General features: G+C 59.0%; 14 protein-coding genes. 8 read left to right on the top strand and 6 right to left on the bottom strand.

The genetic code is table 11. The features are described 5' to 3' along the window. Nucleotides 1-24: 24 nt before the first annotated feature. Together ABEV74_RS13085 and ABEV74_RS13080 are read left to right on the top strand one after the other, a co-directional pair. Entirely contained in the window at nucleotides 25-2,304 is a 2,280-nt protein-coding gene (locus ABEV74_RS13085) for an ATP-binding protein (RefSeq protein WP_430146541.1), read from the top strand. A gap of 144 nt (nucleotides 2,305-2,448) precedes the next feature. Beyond that, entirely contained in the window at nucleotides 2,449-4,404 is a 1,956-nt protein-coding gene (locus ABEV74_RS13080) for an LTA synthase family protein (protein WP_430146539.1), read from the top strand. Nucleotides 4,405-4,468: 64 nt separating this feature from the next. Here the strand turns inward: ABEV74_RS13080 and uxaC are convergent, their stop codons facing one another. The 6 genes from uxaC to ABEV74_RS13050 form a co-directional block, all read right to left on the bottom strand. Beyond that, on the bottom strand, nucleotides 4,469-5,869 hold the full coding sequence (gene uxaC / locus ABEV74_RS13075) for a glucuronate isomerase (RefSeq protein ID WP_430146537.1): 1,401 nt from the start codon (nucleotides 5,867-5,869) through the stop codon (nucleotides 4,469-4,471). A 131-nt stretch (nucleotides 5,870-6,000) separates the two neighbouring features. Continuing rightward, the gene (locus ABEV74_RS13070) at nucleotides 6,001-6,726 is read right to left on the bottom strand and encodes an ABC transporter permease (RefSeq protein WP_430146535.1); all 726 of its coding nucleotides are present in this window, start codon (nucleotides 6,724-6,726) and stop codon (nucleotides 6,001-6,003) included. 1 nt (nucleotide 6,727) lies between these two features. Continuing rightward, entirely contained in the window at nucleotides 6,728-7,441 is a 714-nt protein-coding gene (locus ABEV74_RS13065) for an ABC transporter permease (RefSeq protein ID WP_145977126.1), read from the bottom strand. Then, nucleotides 7,438-8,352: an ABC transporter ATP-binding protein gene (locus tag ABEV74_RS13060; protein WP_062489970.1), complete on the bottom strand. Its 915-nt coding sequence runs from the start codon at nucleotides 8,350-8,352 to the stop codon at nucleotides 7,438-7,440. The genes ABEV74_RS13065 and ABEV74_RS13060 overlap by 4 nt, the downstream gene beginning before the upstream one ends. A 60-nt stretch (nucleotides 8,353-8,412) precedes the next feature. Beyond that, the gene (locus tag ABEV74_RS13055) at nucleotides 8,413-9,810 is read right to left on the bottom strand and encodes a sensor histidine kinase (RefSeq protein WP_430146532.1); all 1,398 of its coding nucleotides are present in this window, start codon (nucleotides 9,808-9,810) and stop codon (nucleotides 8,413-8,415) included. Continuing rightward, entirely contained in the window at nucleotides 9,807-10,481 is a 675-nt protein-coding gene (locus ABEV74_RS13050; RefSeq protein ID WP_430146530.1) for a response regulator transcription factor, read from the bottom strand. The genes ABEV74_RS13055 and ABEV74_RS13050 overlap by 4 nt, the downstream gene beginning before the upstream one ends. Before the next feature lie 176 nt (nucleotides 10,482-10,657). On the opposite strand from ABEV74_RS13050, the gene ABEV74_RS13045 reads away from it, so the two are divergent. The 6 genes from ABEV74_RS13045 to ABEV74_RS13020 all read left to right on the top strand — a co-directional run bounded on the left by ABEV74_RS13045 (nucleotide 10,658) and on the right by ABEV74_RS13020 (nucleotide 17,312). After that, on the top strand, nucleotides 10,658-11,365 hold the full coding sequence (locus tag ABEV74_RS13045; protein WP_430146620.1) for a response regulator transcription factor: 708 nt from the start codon (nucleotides 10,658-10,660) through the stop codon (nucleotides 11,363-11,365). A gap of 6 nt (nucleotides 11,366-11,371) precedes the next feature. After that, the gene (locus ABEV74_RS13040) at nucleotides 11,372-12,895 is read left to right on the top strand and encodes a sensor histidine kinase (protein WP_430146528.1); all 1,524 of its coding nucleotides are present in this window, start codon (nucleotides 11,372-11,374) and stop codon (nucleotides 12,893-12,895) included. 209 nt (nucleotides 12,896-13,104) lie between these two features. Further along, a complete protein-coding gene (locus tag ABEV74_RS13035; RefSeq protein ID WP_213527316.1) occupies nucleotides 13,105-13,788 on the top strand; it encodes an ABC transporter ATP-binding protein in 684 nt (227 codons plus the stop codon). Next, nucleotides 13,785-15,788, top strand: coding sequence for an ABC transporter permease (locus ABEV74_RS13030; RefSeq protein ID WP_430146525.1), 2,004 nt, complete (start codon nucleotides 13,785-13,787; stop codon nucleotides 15,786-15,788). The genes ABEV74_RS13035 and ABEV74_RS13030 overlap by 4 nt, the downstream gene beginning before the upstream one ends. A gap of 90 nt (nucleotides 15,789-15,878) precedes the next feature. After that, nucleotides 15,879-16,565: an ABC transporter permease gene (locus ABEV74_RS13025; protein WP_430146523.1), complete on the top strand. Its 687-nt coding sequence runs from the start codon at nucleotides 15,879-15,881 to the stop codon at nucleotides 16,563-16,565. Between the two features lie 222 nt (nucleotides 16,566-16,787). Continuing rightward, nucleotides 16,788-17,312 carry a hypothetical protein gene (locus ABEV74_RS13020; protein ID WP_062489955.1) on the top strand — a complete coding sequence of 175 codons (525 nt, stop codon included), beginning with the start codon at nucleotides 16,788-16,790 and terminating at the stop codon, nucleotides 17,310-17,312. The last annotated feature ends 45 nt before the right edge of the window (nucleotides 17,313-17,357 follow it).

The raw sequence follows: 17,357 nt of genomic DNA, 5'->3' as shown, positions 1-17,357 counted from the left end.
ACAACGAATGGGAGAGATTTCCTCTTGACGATAAAAACGAAGCTGACCTTCTTTATTTCCTCTATAGTTGCCGTTATTCTCGCCTTGAACCTGTCCATCAACTATTTTACTTCCCGCGACAGGCTCCTGGCCGCGTCCGAGCAGCAGATGAAAGTCATTGCCCGGCAAATCGCCGCGACGATCCAAACGTCCGAGCAAGCGCGGCAATTCATAGAGGAAGCGGTCGCCGACAAACTTCGACAGGCGGCCTTGGCGGCCAAATACCGCCTCGATCCCGATATCGCCAACGTAACGAACGAACAGCTTGCGGCGCTTTGCGAAGAATTGGGGATCGACGGCCTGACGCTGTGGCAGCGAAAGGACGACGACATCGTGGCGGTCAAATCGTCCGATCCGAAAGAGATCGGCATGAGCGCCAAATCGTGGGACTACTGGTACGACGCCTTCAACCAGCTGTTCGATTTGCGGCGGGTGTCGGTCGGGCAAGGGTATGCGCTGGAGCATTTCTGGTCCGGGCCGATCAATTTTGCCACATCGGATCCGTCGAACATTATCAAATGGGGAAATTATTACGACGGCACAACGAATTACATGATCAATCCGATGGTCCATGCGGACGTGTTTTTCGATTTTGAGCGGTATGCCGGAACGGAGACGCTGCTCCGGAAATGGATCTACAACAATCCCGACATATTGGAGATTACCGGCTTCGATCCGGAATTTGTCGGCAAAGCCCCGATTCTCAAACTAAAACAGGGGCAAGTCGTACACAATCTCGATGTCCGCGCCGTCTTGTTCGGCCCCTATCAATATGAAGACAAGAAGCGGGATGTCGGAATTATTCACAGCGTATCACGCAGCGGTGAAATGTCTACTGTCCAAACGTCCGCACTCGGCAAGCGAATTTTGAAAAGCTTCGTTCCGATCGACATCCCGGGCAGAAAACCGATCGTCATCGGCATTACGATGGACCGTTCCGCGATGGAACAGACGCTTGCCCGGCAGTTGCTGACCCAGGGCGCCGTATCGCTGGCGCTGTTTCTCGCTTCGGTCGCAGCCATCTATATACTTGTCGGCTTCTTCATCCGCCCGCTCGGCCAGATCGTCGAAAGGGTGAACGAAATCGCCGCGGGCCATTTCGGCTCCCATATTCCCGTCCGCAGCCGGGACGAGCTCGGCTTGCTCGCTTCCCGCATCAACGCCATGTCGGACAATCTGCACGATTATTTGAACCGGTTAACGGATTCCGCGAAAGAATTGCAAGGGACCAAGGAATATCTGGAATCGTTCATCAATCATACGACCGACGCGATTCATGTCGAAGACCCGAACGGCACAGTCGTTCGGGCCAACAAGGCGTTCGAGACTATTTTCGGCTGGAAAGAGCATGAAATTGCCGGCAAGCGAGCGCCGATCATCCCGCCCGAGCAGGCCGAAGAGCATGAACGGCTCATTTGCACGATCCACAGCGGCGGCACAGTGGCCGATTACGAAACGATTCGTCTGACCCGGGACGGCCGGCCGATCGATGTCAGCGTGACGATATCGCCGATTTGCGACAGTATGGGGCAGATCGTCGGCATCGCCACCATTTCGCGCAATATTACGCAGCGCAAGCAGACCGAGGAGATGCTTCGCCGTTCCGAGAAGCTGACCGCCATCGGTCAGCTCGCAGCAGGCGTCGCGCACGAAATCCGCAACCCGCTGACGACGCTTCGCGGCTTCATCCAATTGCTGCAAACCGATGCCGACCGGAGCTTGAGCAAAGAGCATATCGACATTATGCTGTCCGAGATGGACCGCATCCATTTCATCGTCAGCGAATTTCTCGTATTGGCCAAGCCCCAGGCCGTACGGTTTCAGCAAGTGGATCTGGCCGAAACGTTGCGCGATCTTATCGTGCTGATGCAGGCGCAAGCCATGATGAGCGGTGTTCGTCTGGAATTGAAGTTTGACAAGGATGTTCCGGCCATCGAAGGAGAACCGAATCAATTGAAGCAGGTCTTCCTGAATATCCTGAAAAATGCGATCGAAGCGATGCCCGACGGCGGCCGACTGCTGATCGAGCTCAAAACCGGGCAGGAAGGCGTAGTCGTCCGCTGCACGGACGAAGGCGTCGGCATTCCCGCAGAGGAGCTGCCGCGCCTGGGCGAACCGTTCTATACGAGCAAGCCGAACGGCAACGGTCTCGGCCTGATGGTCAGCCAACAAATCATCAGCAACCATAAAGGCGTCATTCGGATTGAAAGCGAGCCGGGACAGGGGACATGCGTCGAAATCCGGCTGCCGCTCGCGAATTCCTGATTGAACCGAAACTTTTTGCATCCTTTGCTCGTTACATTTTTGACACGTTCTTTTTCGGGTAGCATAATGAATATACTATGAATCTATCGCCAGTACGCAAGACGATGCGTACATATTTTCGCATTTTCAGAGAAAGCGTTGACGATGGATCGGCCATGGCGCCGCTCCCCGAACGGAAAGGAAGGGTTTCACGTGCAATTGCAGCCGCAGGATCGGCTATGGAGCAAACAACCGTTTTTGTTTTTTACCATTGTGCTTCTGCTCAAAAGCTATCTGGCCTGGATGGTCGTTTTTGACAACGGGCCTTCCTGGACGACCGTCGTGAAAGAGCTGCCGTTCGTCTGGATCGCATTCTGCCTTATCGAATGGTTCGCTTCCAAGCGCAAGCTCTTTTACTATTTGACGGTGAACCTGCTGGTGACGGGAATCCTGTTTGCAGTCATCATGTATTACAAATATTATGGCGTTATCGTCACCTATCATGCGCTGGAGCAGGTAAACCAGGTCACAGCCGTGAAGAACAGCGTCTTTTCGCTGATGGACCCGTACTATTTGTTCATCTTCATGGACATCGTCATTCTCGGCTACTGGCTCTTCCGCACGCGAAAGACGCGGAAGGTTTCGTTTCAAGCGCCGGCGGCCGGCGGTGACAAAAGGCGTTTCGTTATGCCTGCTATTTTCGCGGCCTCTCTATTTTTGTGTCTGTTTCACGTGCTCCCGAACCGGGCGAGCATGAACGAGATTACGAAAGCGGAACAGATGGGCATTCTCAATTACGAAGCTTACACGCTGTTCGCAAACGAGAAGCGCGAGCTGATCGACCGGAGCGAAATCAGCCAGCAGCGCATCAACGCTTTGAAAAATGTGAAAGCGCCCGCCAAACCCGCTTATAAAGGGATCGCCTCGGGCCGCAACGTGATCGTCATTCAGATGGAATCGTTCCAGAACTTCCTGATCGGCCTTACGATAGACGGCCAGGAAGTGACGCCGAATATGAACAAGCTGGCGCGGGAGCATTTTTACTTCTCCAATTTCTATCAGCAGGTCGGTCAGGGCAATACGTCCGACGCGGAGTTCGTCGTCAATACATCGTACTATATTCCGCCGCAAGGAGCGGCAACGCAACGATACGCCGGGAAAGAGCTTCCCAGCCTGCCCAAGCTGATGAAAGCGAAAGGGTATTCGACCGCCACATTCCACACCAATGTCGTGGAATTCTGGAATCGCGGTGAGCTGTACGCGGCGCTCGGCTTCGACCGCTATTTCGACCAGCAATATTTCGGCGACGAGGATACGGTATTCTTCGGCGCATCGGACGAGGTGCTGTACCGGAAGACGATGGATCAGCTGCGCGATATGCAGGCGAGCGGAAAACCGTTCTATGCCCACATTATTTCGATGACTGCGCATCACCCGTTTACGACGCCGAAGGAGAAGGACAAGATTACGTTGCCGGAGCGTTACCAGGATACGTTCGTCGGCGATTATATCCGCGCGCAAAGCTATGCCGACTACGCGCTCGGCCAGTTCATCGACGAATTGAAGGAAAGCGGCATATGGCAGAACAGCCTGATCGTCGTGTACGGCGATCATCAGGGGCTTCCGCTCTATTCGCTCGACCGCGACGACGAAGAGCTGATGGCGGAAATCTACGGCAGGGAGTACAGCTACACCGACATGATCAACGTTCCGCTTATTATCGCGGCGCCGGGACTGACGAAACCCAAAGAGTTCGAACAGCTCGGCGGTCAGGTCGACGTGCTGCCGACGATCGCCAATCTGACCGGCATTTCGCTCAAAAACTATATTCATTTCGGACAGGATCTGCTTAACCATGATTACAACCTGCTGCCGCAACGTTATTATTTGCCGACGGGTTCGTTTATGAGCAGCAAGGCGCTGTTCATGCCGGGAAGCGGGTTTGAAGACGGCAAGGAGTATCCGCTGGCCGTGGAAAGCGAGGAGCGGCCGCTGGCCGGGAACGGAAGCCAGGAGCTCGGCGCTACCGAGGAAGAATACGCCCGGGCATTGAAGCTGCTCGACTTGTCGGACAGCTATGTCAGCCAGCTCCCGGACCGGAATCCGGAAGAGAAGGAATAGCGAGCGCAGAAAGAGGCTGCGACCGCGCGATGCGGTTCGCAGCCTCTTTCCATCCATTGTCCGTTTAAAACGGGAAGTACGCTTCCGCGTTGCGATATGAAATATCGCGGACCATATCGCCCAGCAGCTCGAAGTCGGCCGGCGCTTCGCCGTTCTCGACCCATTCGCCGAGCAGGTTGCACAGAATGCGGCGAAAATATTCGTGACGCGTATAGGACAGGAAGCTGCGGGAATCGGTCAGCATGCCGACGAACCGGCTGAGCAGCCCCATATCGGCAAGCGTTTTCAGCTGCGCAATCATCCCCTCCTTCGTATCGTTGAACCACCAGGCGGAGCCGAACTGCATTTTGCCCGCAATTCCGCCTTCCTGGAAGCTCCCGATCAGCGAAGCGAGGATCGGATTGTCGCCCGGATCGAGCGAATACAGAATCGTCTTGGGCAGCGTACCGCGGCTCGCCAGCGCATCCAGCAACCCCCGCAGCGGACGGGCGATATCGCCGTCCCCGATCGAGTCGAATCCGGTATCGGGGCCGAGCCGGGCAAATGCGGCGCTGTTGTTGTTGCGGTGAGCCTTGATATGGTACTGCATGACCCAGCCCCGCGCATTGTACAGCTTGCCGAGATGGATATAGGTGTACGTCTTGTACTTGCGCTCTTCTTCCGGGGTGACGGCATCTCCCGCTATCGCCTTGGCGAAAATGGCTGCCGCCTCTTCTCTCGTCGTCTCGGCGAACGGCACTTCATCGAGCGCATGGTCCGATACCCGTCCCCCCGCTTCGTGGAAAAACTGCACGCGATCTTCCAGCGCCGCCAGAAAATCGTCGTACGTCCGGATGGAGCGCCCGGCCGCCGCCCCCAGCTTGCCGACCCATTCGGCGAAGCCGGTTCGTTCGATCCCGAGGCCTTTGTCGGGACGGAACGACGGCAGCACCTTCACCGGGAAGCTGTCGTCCTCCTTCAGCTTCAGATGGTACTCGAGCGTATCGGTCGGATCGTCCGTCGTACAGACGACGCGGACATTCGATTTCACGATCAGGTCTCGGGCGCCGAACCCGCCGCCGGTCAGCTTGGCGTTCGCCTTCTCCCAGATGACCGGCGCATTGCGCTCGTTGATCAGCTCCTCGATGCCGAAATAGCGGCGCAGCTCCAGATGCGACCAATGATAGAGCGGATTGCCGAGCGTCCGCGGCACGGTGCGCGCCCAGGCGAGAAATTTGCCGTAATCGTCGCCGTCGCCGGTCACGTAAGCCTCTTCCACGCCGTTCGCCCGCATCGCCCGCCATTTATAGTGATCGCCGTACAGCCATATTTCGGTCAAATTGCGGTACGTTTTGTTCTCGTAAATTTCCTGCGGACTCAGATGGCAATGATAGTCGATGATCGGCATATCTTTCGCATAATCGTGATACAGCTTCTTCGCCGTCTCGTTCGACAGCAGAAAATGTTCGTCCATGAACGGTTTCATTGCGCATTCCCACTTTTCCTTAAAATTTTGAACAAGCCGTTTGCATTAATCATTTCGTTGCAAACGCTCTTATTCCTTGTTGCTGATGTTGCACAATGGCCGGAAAAGTGTAATATTTTGCGCACCTCGACTTACATCGCCTTTCTCCTGAAGTAAAGCAGGCCACCCGCGAAGAAGAGCGCGAAGCCGCCGGCAATGACGATCAGCAGCGTCTCCGGCGGGACAAGGAACGCGCCGAAGCCGTCCTGCCCCCCTGACAGCATGGCCAGCACCGGCTGCCCCCAAGGATACCACGGACCGAATTTCTCCGAGTTGATGACCAAAATATTGGGCAATGTAAAGATGACATTCAATGCCAGCGGAGCGGCGAAGCTGGACCAGGCGGTCGATACGGCGAGCTGAAGCGCGGCGAGCGGCGCGCAGGCGACCCAGCCTCCCAGCAGGCTGCGGCCGAGCATGTCCCATGGAACGGGAGCTTCGATGCCTTTCAGCATGCCGACGCCAAGGAGGCCGCCGAGAAACAGAAGCTGGCAGGCAAGCAGCAAGCCCATGACGAGTCCGAACTTGACGACGTATACCCCGGTTCTGGACACCGGCAGCACGAAAATTTGCTTCCATCCGCCGCCGGCATGCTCGTAACGGCAGATGAAGGCGGCGAATACGCCGGCCAGCAGCGGCAGAAAGAGCAGCCCGTGCAGCAGTGCCATCGTCGCCAGCAGTTGATGCCAGGGGAACGCCTCTTCCTGCACCGATTCGAGAAGCGCCAGCAGCGAGGCGAGCAGCGGGCTGACGAACACGAGCAGCGAAATATGGGATTTGCGCAGCTTCAGCAATTCCGAGCGGAAGATTCGCCACATCCTACTTCACATCCCTTCGCGCGAAATGAACGAGTCCGGCGGCGTACAGCAGGAAGCCGGCCGCAAGTCCCGCGCCCGCGGATACGAACGGGTCGTTCCATTCGTTGATCAGATAAGGCCACTTCCACGGGAACCAATCGCTCATTCGGACCGAATAGAGCGACAGAATCGTGCCGGCGATGCCGACGGTAAGCGGAACCGCCTGATTGCTCAGCGTGACGGACATCCATATCTGCAGCGCCATGAACGGCATGGCGGCGACGAACGGCAAGTACGACGCGGTCAGCAATTCGCCGACAGGAAACGCGTAACCGAAGCCAAGACCGGCGCCGAGCGCCGCCGTGCCGACGGCCAGCAGCGTACAGGAGACGGCAAGCACGACAAGCAGGATGGCGAATTTGGCGGTAAATACGGCAAACCGGGTCACCGGCAGCGCCAGCGTCTGCTTCCAGGCGTTCGTCTGATGCTCCAGCGAAGCCAGCATGGAAGCGACGAGCGCCAGTCCGAGCAGCAGGGCTGGCACAGCCAGGTAGTGGACGTTCCCGATCAGTCCGCCCCACAGATCATCCTCGTACTGCTTGACCAGATAATCGTAGCGAAGACCGAAATTGGCCGCCTGAAGGCCGACGACGCCGGCCGGGCCGATCACGGCGAGAAACCAGATCGGCTTCTTGCGTATTTTGAGCCATTCCGCCGCCATCACCCGCGCGATCACAAGCTGTCCCCCCCATCCGTCAAAGCAAGGAAGTGCTCTTCCAGCGAACGCTTCTCCTCCTGGATGCGGTAAACCGCAATATCGTGCCGCACGAGCAGCCGGACGATCGCTGCGACTTTCTCATCGGGCAGCGATTCGACAAGCAGCCGGCCGTCTGCCGCTTCGGCCCGGATGCCGCTGCCGAGCAGCGCTTTCCACGCTTCCTCCGGCCGGTCGACGGTCAAGCTGATCCGGCCGCGCGAGCGATCCCTGAGCGCCTGGATCGAATCCTGAAAAATCATTTTCCCTTTATGAATGATCCCGACGCGGGTCGCCATCTGATCCACTTCCGACAGCAGATGGCTGGAGACGAGGATCGTCATGCCGTGATCTCTGGCCATGCTTTTGATCAGCTCGCGAATCTCCAGAATGCCGGCCGGATCGAGGCCGTTCGTCGGCTCGTCCAGTATGAGCAGTTCCGGCTTGCCGAGCAGCGCCGTGGCAATACCGAGCCGCTGCTTCATGCCGAGCGAATACGCTTTGACCGGGCGGCCCGCATCCTTCGTCAGACGGACGACGCCAAGCACTTCGTCGATGCGCGACTTGGGCGCGTCAAGCAGGCGGCGAACCGCCTCCAGATTCTCGTATCCGGTCAGATGGCCGTAGTAGGACGGATACTCGACGAGCGAGCCGACTTTGCGCAGAACGGCAGTCCGGTTGCGCTGCAGATCCTGGCCGAACAGTCGGACCTTGCCCCTCGTCGGCCGGATCAGGCCGAGCAGCATCCGGATCGTCGTCGTCTTGCCGGCGCCGTTCGGGCCGAGAAAGCCATATACTTCCCCTTTGCCGATCGTCAGATTCAATCCGTCTACAAGCGTCTTGCCGCCGACCGTCTTCGTCAGTTGGTCGGTTTCGATAATCCATGCACTCACGTCAATTCACCTCGCCTTCTATCGTAAAGGCGCCAGGTTAATTTTCGTGAGGATGCAAGTTTAAATTTGGATTAAACCGCGGATGCGGATGACCGTTCCGCCGCTGCCGCTGATGATGTCCCAGTCGAGCTTCATCTCCTTGAGCATCAGGGCGACGATCGTCATGCCGATGCCGGCGCCCTTGTCTCCGGAAACGCCGTTCATGCCGGGACCGCGGTCTTCAAGCTCGATGACGCCCGCTCCGTCTTGTCGGAAGGCCCGAACGGCGAGGTAGTTTCCGGTCTTCGCATGGCGAAGCACATTTTGCAGCAAATTGTCCATCACCCGCTCGAACCACGCCGGGTCAACCTCCCACGCGAAGCCGCGTTCCGGCAATTCCAGCTCGATCTCGAAGCCTTCGTTCTCGAACGCCGGATACCAGTTCGCACATACCGTGCGCAGCAGCCGGACCATATCGGTCCGTTCCGGACGATACGGGTATTTGCCTGCCGCAAGCAGCGTATACGACATCAAATTGTCGATCAGCTGGCCGAGATAGCCGACTTTCCGGTCGATCAGCGCCAGCGATTGACGGCCTTTCTCGCTTAGCGGTTCCTCTTGCAAGCTGTAGACATGCCCGCGAATCGCGGTCAGCGGCGTGCGCAAATCGTGGGACAGGTTCGCGATCAGCGAACGCCTAAGCCGCTCTTCCTCCCGCTCCCGCCGGCGGCCGGCTTCCAGCTCGCCGATCATCGTGTTGAACGCTTGCTCCAATTTGCCGATTTCGTCGGGCTTGTGCACGACGGTCGGACTCGGAATGCCGTGCGGCGACGGCTTGGTCATCGCCTGCTGCAGACGGAGAAGCCGCCTTCGGATCCGGTAGAAGAAAATCCACGACACGAATAAAAATAATACGATGACAGACAGCGTCGTCATGATTAATACCGTATCGCGCTTCTCCCATATTTGCTGGCCGCGGGTCGTCATCTCGGAACGCGGCAGCTCGAACACCATGAAGCCCGCCTCTTCCTTGCCGCCGATAAACGCGACGACGGTGAACGGGTCGCCGTCGTACCGTTCTTTCATGAACCGCACCGTATAGGCGGGGGTCCACCGTTCCGGCACGTCCAGCGTATCCGGCAGACGGAGGCGCGTCCTGCCTTGTCCGTCCACCCAGTACATGGAAGCCTCCTCGTACTTTTCTTTTAACCGGATCAGCCGGGCGTCGATTTCCTCCGCCGATGCCCCGTCCAGCTGCCGCGCTTCGTTGTGCCACATTTTCTCCATTTCGGCGCCGAATTGATAGATCTCCTCACCACCCAAATCTTCGGGCGGCATGAACAGGTAGACGACGGTAATGGACAGCGGAAACATGACCGGCACCAGCACGATCGCGAGCAGGATGATGAGCAAATATTGGTTCAGCAGCGAATGCTTCAGCTTCAGGCGTCCGAACAGGGAACGAAACCGGCCGCTCATGCCTTCACCCGGTAACCGATGCCGCGAATCGTCTCGATAATGGCCGGAGCGCCCGGATCTTCCTCGATCTTCTCCCGGAGATGCCGGATGTGCACATGGAGCGTCTTGTCCCCTTCGAAATACGGTTCGCCCCAAACCGCCTCGTAGATCTGCTCCTTGGTCAGAATGCGGTTCGGATGCTTGGCCAAATACATAAAGATTTGCAGCTGTTTGCCGGTCAGCACAATCTCTTCGCCGGTGCGCCGGTCGACCACGAGATGGCCGTCCGGATCGACATCCAGATGGCCGAGACGCAGCCTGCGTGATTCCGCCTTCCCGCCATAACGGCGGAGCAGCACTTCGATGCGGGCCGCCAGCTCGTCCGGATGGAACGGCTTGGTCAGGTAGTCGTCGGCGAATTGCAGTCCCTGAAGCTTGTCGTCGACCGCTGTCCGGGCCGACAGCAGCAGTATTGGCGTTTGCGGCGACGCCTTCTTCAGCCGCTGGCCGACAGTGAAGCCGTCCAGTCCGGGCAGCATGACGTCCAGGATGACGATATCGGCGTCTGCGATGCGCTCCACCGCTCCGTCGCCCGATGTAAGCCAGTCCACTTCATAGCCGCGCCTCTTCAAATCCTGCTCCACCCAGCTGCCGATTTCCCGGTCGTCCTCGATATAGAGTATGCGTGCCAACGCGCTCTCCTCCGTTCCTCTTGTTTCAGCGTTATTTTTTTAATTATAGAACGATTGCGGGGCGGTCACCAACAGCATGTACAAAAAGCGGCCGGCCCGGGGGAAGACGGATGCGGCTGAGCCCCGAACGCAGTGAAGGAAACGGCGGCGCATATGGAGAATCAGGTAAACGGGTGATGCAGATGCATATTTTATGGATTGAAGATGAAACGAAGCTGCTCCATGAATGCAAGGCCTATTTGGAAGCGGCGGAAGGATACAAGGTGACAGGCGCCGCCTCCTACGCGGAGGCGCTTCCCGTACTGGCCGGGGATAAGCCGGACTTGCTGATCGTCGATTGGATGCTGCCCGGCGGCACGACAGGATTGGATATTTGCAAGCGCAATGCCCGGGAGTGGCAACTGCCTGTCATTATGGTAACCGCCAAAGGCGATGAATTCGATAAAGTGCTGGCGCTGGAAATCGGCGCCGACGATTATTTGACGAAGCCGTTCGGCTTGCGGGAACTGTCGGCGCGCATCAAGGCTGTCATGAGACGCGCTGGAGCCGGAGGAGTCCGTGAGGAGCGCTCAGGCGAAGCTCCGATTCGCCGCGGGCCGCTCGTCATCGACGGCTTGCGGATGGAAGTGAAACTGGACGGCCGGCCCGTCGACCTGACGCGGACCGAATTTCAGCTGCTTGCCAAGCTGGCGGCGCAGCCCGGCCGGGCTTTTACGCGCCTGCAGTTGATGGACGAGGCGCTCGGCGACTCGTTCGCCGGCTATGAGCGTACGCTCGATTCCCACATCCGCAATATCCGCCGGAAGCTGGGAGACGATCCCGCCGAACCGCGGTTCATTCTGACGGTCTACGGCATCGGATACAAGTTCGCGGAAGGAGCGTGATCCGGGATGACAAAGCGGTCTGCGCGGCCGTTCTCCGGTACCGGCCGCGATTGGCTGGCTGGCGTCTTCGCAGCGGCTTGCGCGGCGGCGGCCTTCCTCGGCGCCGCACTGCTGTATGCGAACGGACAACAGCAAAAGGAGAATGAACGGCTTGCGCTGTTCTGGAACCGCTATGCCTCGATGTACTACGAAATGAACGGCGGCTGGAGCGGTCTGGCGGAGCGGCTTGCGGCGGATTGGAACCGCTATGGCGGAGACGGCGAAGCCGTCGCGGTATGGGCGGCTGGGGCCGCGGAGCCGGTAGCGGCAGCCGGCGATCGGCAGACGGCGGTGCGGAGCGGCGGCAAGCCGGTGCTGGCCGACGGGCGCATCGTCGGCCATACTCGGGCCGCTGCCCACTCCGGGCGGCTGCTTGACGGAAGCGAGCCTGGCCTCGCCCTTGTCGTGGCCGGGCTAACGTTCAGCGGCTGGCTCGCCGCCGATAACCGGCGGCGCCGGCGGCTGCAGCGGCCGCTCGACCGGCTGGCCGGCCGCGTGATACGGCTTGCGGAGACCCGCTATGATGTCGGGAGCGAGGAGGCCTTGCGCCCGCGGCCGCGCAGCAGTTCGGCGCACGGCGAGGGGGCGTACGGCGAAGTGGCGCGCGGTGGGGCGCACGGCGAAGGAGCGGCGGGCGCACCCGGACGCTGGCCGTCGGCGGCGCATTCGGCCATTCGTCGCGACGTGAGCCAGGTGGCCGAGGCGGAAGCGGCACTCGATCGGCTTGAAGAGCGGCTTCGCCGGCTGGAGACGGTGCGGCGCACGATGGTCGCAGACATCGCCCATGAGCTGCGGACGCCGATCGCCGTCATGCGGGCGCAGCTCGACCATGCGCTGCAAAGCGGCGATTCGCTCCCGCCGGCCAAAATCGCAACGCTCCACGATGAAGCGTACCGAATGTCGAAGCTGGTCCGCGATCTCCAGGAGCTCGCCCTGGCCGACTCCGGCCGCCTGCCGCTCGAGATGGACTGGTTCTCCCTGTCGGATATGCTTGCTTCTATCGTCGAGACGCTCGGGGCGGCGGCGGAGACCGACGGTGTGGCGGTACGGCTGGACTGCCCCGGCCCGGTACAAATATACGCCGACCGCATTCGCATCCAGCAAGTGTTCGTCAACTTGCTGGGCAATGCCATCCGCCACGGCCGCACCGAAGTGGCCGTAACCGCCGGCATTCGCAATGGAGAAATCGAAGTCGCGATTGCGGATGACGGCATCGGAATCGAGGAAGAAGAACTGCCTCGTCTGTTCGACCGCTTCTATCGCGGAGGCGCGTCCGTGGCGGCATCCGGCGGTGCGGGCAATATGCCGTCGGGCGATGCGTTTGGCGGCGGAGCCGCGGGACCCGACAGCCGCAAGGCCGGCGGTCTCGGCCTCGGACTGGCCATCGCCAAAGAATATGTGACCGCCCACGGCGGCACGATCGCGGTATCCAGCCGCTGGGGCGAAGGTACCGTCTTTACCGTGCGTCTCCCCGTCATGACCCCGGTCTGATGCCGGCCGACATGCCGGCGCGAAGCAGGCCGAAATGGCAGGCTGCGCCGCAGCTCCCTTCTCCCGATCTGCACAACTTCTGCACAATCGCTCGACAAGGAGTGCATATCTTTTTGCTATCCTGTTGCCTGACAATAAGATAGCGGCGTTGCGGATCGCCGTCTTCGGCGGCGGCCCCGTTGCGCGCAAGTTGAAAGAGGTGGCAAAAGATGATCGTGGCACGCGATCTGAGCAAAACGTACGGCAAAGGCGACGCCGCAACGAGAGCGTTGCGGGAAGTCAATCTCGAAATCGAACAAGGAGAAATGGCGGCCATTATGGGGCCGTCCGGCTGCGGAAAAACGACGCTGCTTCAGCTGCTCGCCGGCATCGAACGAATGAGCGAAGGGGAGGTTTGGCTGGACCGGATTCCGCTGCACACACTTGACGACCGGTCGCTCTCCAGTCTTCGTCTCCAAAAGATGGGCTTCATTTTCCAATCCTACCACCTGATTCCGGTGCTGACCGCAGCTGAAAATACCGCCATTCCGCTTATCGCCGGAGGCATGCCCGCCAAGGATGCCCGGCGGCGAGCGCTGGCCGCGCTCAAGGAGGTCGGCCTTGGAGGGATGGAAGACCGTTATCCGGGCGAGATGTCCGGCGGGCAAAACCAGCGCGTCGCCATCGCCCGGGCCATTGCTGCGGAGCCGGCCGTATTATGGGCGGACGAGCCGACCGGAGCGCTTGACACCGACACGAGCGGGCAAATTATCGGCCTGCTGGAAATGCTTAACCGCCATCGCGGCACAACCGTCGTCATCGTCACGCACGACCCGAAAATCGCGGAGCGCTGCTCCCGCATCATCCGGATGCAGAACGGGCGGATTCTGCATGACGGGAGGAACGTCTCATGATCCGCTCCCCGCTCGTCTGGAAGATGGCCTGGCTCAATCTGCGCAGCCGGCCGCGCCAATCGCTCCTGTCGATACTCGGAGGCGCGATCGGGGCCGCATTGATCGCGATGTCGACCGTGCTGTATCTGTCGGTCGAACGGAGCGGACAGGCATGGATCGACGCTCATTACGGACCGATCGACTGGGAACTGCGGCCGGTCGATCCGCGTTCGGAGACGTTTGATGCCGGAACGGCCGCGAAACTGATCGATACTTTGCGACACCGACCGGAGCTGCGTATCCTGCCGACCATTCAGCAGGAAGGCGCCGTGTACTCGCTTGACGGCACAGGGGCCGAAACGACCGGAGCGAAGACGGGTATTCTCGTCATCGGCTTCCCCTTTGATATGGCGAAGACGTTCAATCCGGAAAACGAATCGTTGTGGGCGAATGGGCTTCAGGACGACGAGCTGGTACTCGACCGCTACACCGCGGGCGAATTGGGCGTCGCCGAAGGAGATGTCGTCTCCCTCGCCACGGCCGGCGGGCAACCTCAGAAACTGCTGCGCGTGCAGCATATCGCGGAAGAGCAGGGACTGGCCGGATATCGGGGGTCCGGCGCCTATACCGGCACGGCGATCGTGAACGAACGGACCGCTCGCGAGTTGACCGGGCTTGAAGACGGCGCCTACCATGCGGTATTGGCCGGACGCGCCGACAAGTCGGCTTCCCTCATTTTCCCTTATATCGGGAACGATCCGGTCTACAACGTCGAACATCTGAAGCAGCAGGCCGAAGTGAAAGCCGGACAGGCGGACTATGTGCTCTGGTTTGTCGCTCTGAGTTGTATAGCCGTCCTGTCCGGCACCGTGCTCATGCAGCAGATGATGCGGATGCTGGCGGACAACCGTCGGGAGACGTACGGCATCCTGCGCGCCATCGGTCTGTCGCGGCGGCAGGTCGGCGGCATCTTCCTGGCGGAAGCTTCCTTGCTGGCGCTGCTTGGCGCGCTGGCCGGTACAGCGGCCGGCACCGTCTTTGGCGCTGCCGCTGTCGACTGGTTGTTCGTCAGACATGCCGACATCGTCGCGCGCATATCGGGCGGCAACATTCCGGTTTATCCTTATTTATCGTTCGGTTACCAAACCGCTGCCGCCGCCGTTTCCTTTCTGTTTTTGCTGCTCATTTCCATCGATGCGGCGCGGAAAGCGGGCAAAATTCCGATTATGGAGACGATCCGGGGCATGCCGCCGGGTGCGGAATCCATATCTTCGGCAGCGCGGTTGCGAATGAAAGACCTGCTTATGGCGATAGCGGCGGCGTTGTTCATCGGCATCCATCTGTATTTGCTTTTCCTCGATACGCCCGAGCTTGACCTCGGCAGCGTCGCACCTGTTTCGCTCTCGTGGCTGGGAGCTTGTCTCGGCACGCTCTATCTGCTGCTGCTTGCCGTTTCGCGGCTCGACCGCCTGCTCGGCTTTGGCTTCCGGATGATGGGATGGTCGGATAGCGCCATACTGCTCGCCTCTCGATATCCCCGCTTGCGGAAAGGACGGACGTTCGCCGTCGCACTGCTGTTCGGCCTGTTGATGCTCACCGTGACGTTCGTCGTCTCCCTGGTCAGCTACTTCCTCGCTTACCATGAAGCGAGTCGAACCGATCAGACGGTGCTCGGTTTCGGCGGGTATGTCGGTTACCGGACGGAAGCGGAGCACGATCGCATACTGGCCGCAATCGAGAAGGACGCAGAGCTTGACCGGGAAATTGAAGGCTATGCCGTCAGCGAACCGTATATGCTGATGTTCTCCCCGAAAGGACATGCACAAGCGGTTGTGCCGGTCACAGAATCGTTCATCGGATTGAGCAGCCTGCCACTAATCGAGAGGGACCCCCGCTACAAGTCGGACCGGGAAGCCTGGGAAGCGGTGATGCGCGATCCGAAGCAAGTGATTTTGCCGGAATATATGATCAATCGGAATGCGGAAGAAGCTCCTTTCGGCCGTCCCGATGAGGAGATTTAGGTTGGCCGGCCTATCAAGCTGCCGGTATATAAAAGCAGGCTGCGCGGAGTCAACGAGCAATGGGAGCCTGATACCGAACGAGAATTTATCGTGGCAGGCATCGCCGGGATAGACACAAAGAACGAACCGACCTACAGCTTCTACAGGGCAACCTTCGTGCATCCGTCCGTCCACGAAGAGTTGAGAACGTTCGGCCACAAATGGCCGGACCAGCAATATCTCGGCTTCGTGCTGCTGCACTTTCCGTACGAGGACATCGGAAATTCCTATAAGCTCGAAGAACGGTTCGCCATTCACGGTGTCACGTCCTTCCGCTCGCCTTATGCGGTAGACGCAGCCGAGCAATTTATGTACCGTCAGATGATCAACGCCTTTGTCGGCTTCATGCTGCTGTCCGGTATCATCGGCTTGTGCGGGCTGGCCGTTATTCAATTCCGGGCGGTTCGGGAACGCAGCCGCCAAATCGCGATGCTCCGCTGCATCGGCGTGCCGAACCGGCAGATCGGCCAGATGTTTCTGCTGGAAGGAACGATCGTCAGCTGGACCGGTCTGCTGGCCGGGTTCGCCTGCGGCCTATCCGGCGCGTGGCTGTATGCCGCAGGCGCCATAGTCAGCACTGCCTCAAGCTACCGGCTTGTACCTTTTACTTACCCGTTCGACATTCTTTTGACCGTCCTGGCTTGTCTGCTGCTCATCGCGATGGCGCTTAACATCGGTCCTGCCCGCGCCGCGCTTCGGCTGTCTCCCGGTGAAGCGGTGCGTACCGCATCCGAGTAGATCGGCGGCAGGGCTGCGTAAAATGCCTTAAAAAACGAACGAGAACGACGGTCTTATAAGGACTGCAGTCATAGAAGGGAACTGCGGATGAGCGGTTATAGATCGCCGGTTGGATTTTTATAGGTATGACCGATTTCGACATGGTGCAGGTTACTTCGACAATACCGATGTGTTACATTATCGTTGCTTTCGAAGAAGGAAATATTAGGATGGCAATCCATTATGAAACATCGGAATGAGCCGAAGTCCAGAAAGTTGCGTACGCTGCTTATCGCCATGTCGCTTATGTTGATGATCCCTTATTCTGCGGCATTTGCCGAAGGGGATGCGGCCGGGAAAGCTGCCGAAGATCAGAAGCCAAACGTTGCAGCCGGCGTCACCGTCATTCGCGCCAACGGAGACGTCGTCACCCCGCTGGGCGCAGGGGAATGGGATTATCTCGGCAAACGGACGACATCTTCCAGCGAAAATCCGTCCAATTACGTCCATTCCGGCGGAGGAGATTTCAAGTATAAAGTCGCATCCGGACCCAGCGGCGGCGCCTGGTATCAATTGCGCGAATACGATCCGGACAACGCGGACGACATTATTACGGATCCTTACGGTTACAGCTTCTTCTACTTGTATCCCGGAGATACCCTGATTTACAGGGGAATCAGCGGCGCCGTCGACGGCACGAATAAAAAAGCGGAGTTTTATGTTTATGAAACCTTCAGCGGCTCCGCAACCGTTCAATATTGGGATTGAAGAAGATGCCGGTTCGCACGATGCATAAGAAAAACGCCTGACGGC

The sequence above is a fragment of the Paenibacillus cisolokensis genome, from assembly GCF_050481165.1.
Classification (GTDB): Bacteria; Bacillota; Bacilli; order Paenibacillales; family Paenibacillaceae; genus Paenibacillus_AH; species Paenibacillus_AH cisolokensis.
This window is presented reverse-complemented; position numbering and strand designations above follow the sequence as displayed.

Coding starts and splice junctions, on each gene's coding strand:
- ABEV74_RS13080 (WP_430146539.1), top strand. CDS start 2,449: ATGGATCGGCCATGGCGCCGCTCCCCGAACGGAAAGGAAGGGTTTCAC.
- uxaC (WP_430146537.1), bottom strand. CDS start 5,869: ATGAAACCGTTCATGGACGAACATTTTCTGCTGTCGAACGAGACGGCG.
- ABEV74_RS13070 (WP_430146535.1), bottom strand. CDS start 6,726: ATGTGGCGAATCTTCCGCTCGGAATTGCTGAAGCTGCGCAAATCCCAT.
- ABEV74_RS13055 (WP_430146532.1), bottom strand. CDS start 9,810: ATGAGCGGCCGGTTTCGTTCCCTGTTCGGACGCCTGAAGCTGAAGCAT.
- ABEV74_RS13045 (WP_430146620.1), top strand. CDS start 10,658: ATGCAGATGCATATTTTATGGATTGAAGATGAAACGAAGCTGCTCCAT.
- ABEV74_RS13040 (WP_430146528.1), top strand. CDS start 11,372: ATGACAAAGCGGTCTGCGCGGCCGTTCTCCGGTACCGGCCGCGATTGG.
- ABEV74_RS13035 (WP_213527316.1), top strand. CDS start 13,105: ATGATCGTGGCACGCGATCTGAGCAAAACGTACGGCAAAGGCGACGCC.
- ABEV74_RS13030 (WP_430146525.1), top strand. CDS start 13,785: ATGATCCGCTCCCCGCTCGTCTGGAAGATGGCCTGGCTCAATCTGCGC.
- ABEV74_RS13020 (WP_062489955.1), top strand. CDS start 16,788: ATGAAACATCGGAATGAGCCGAAGTCCAGAAAGTTGCGTACGCTGCTT.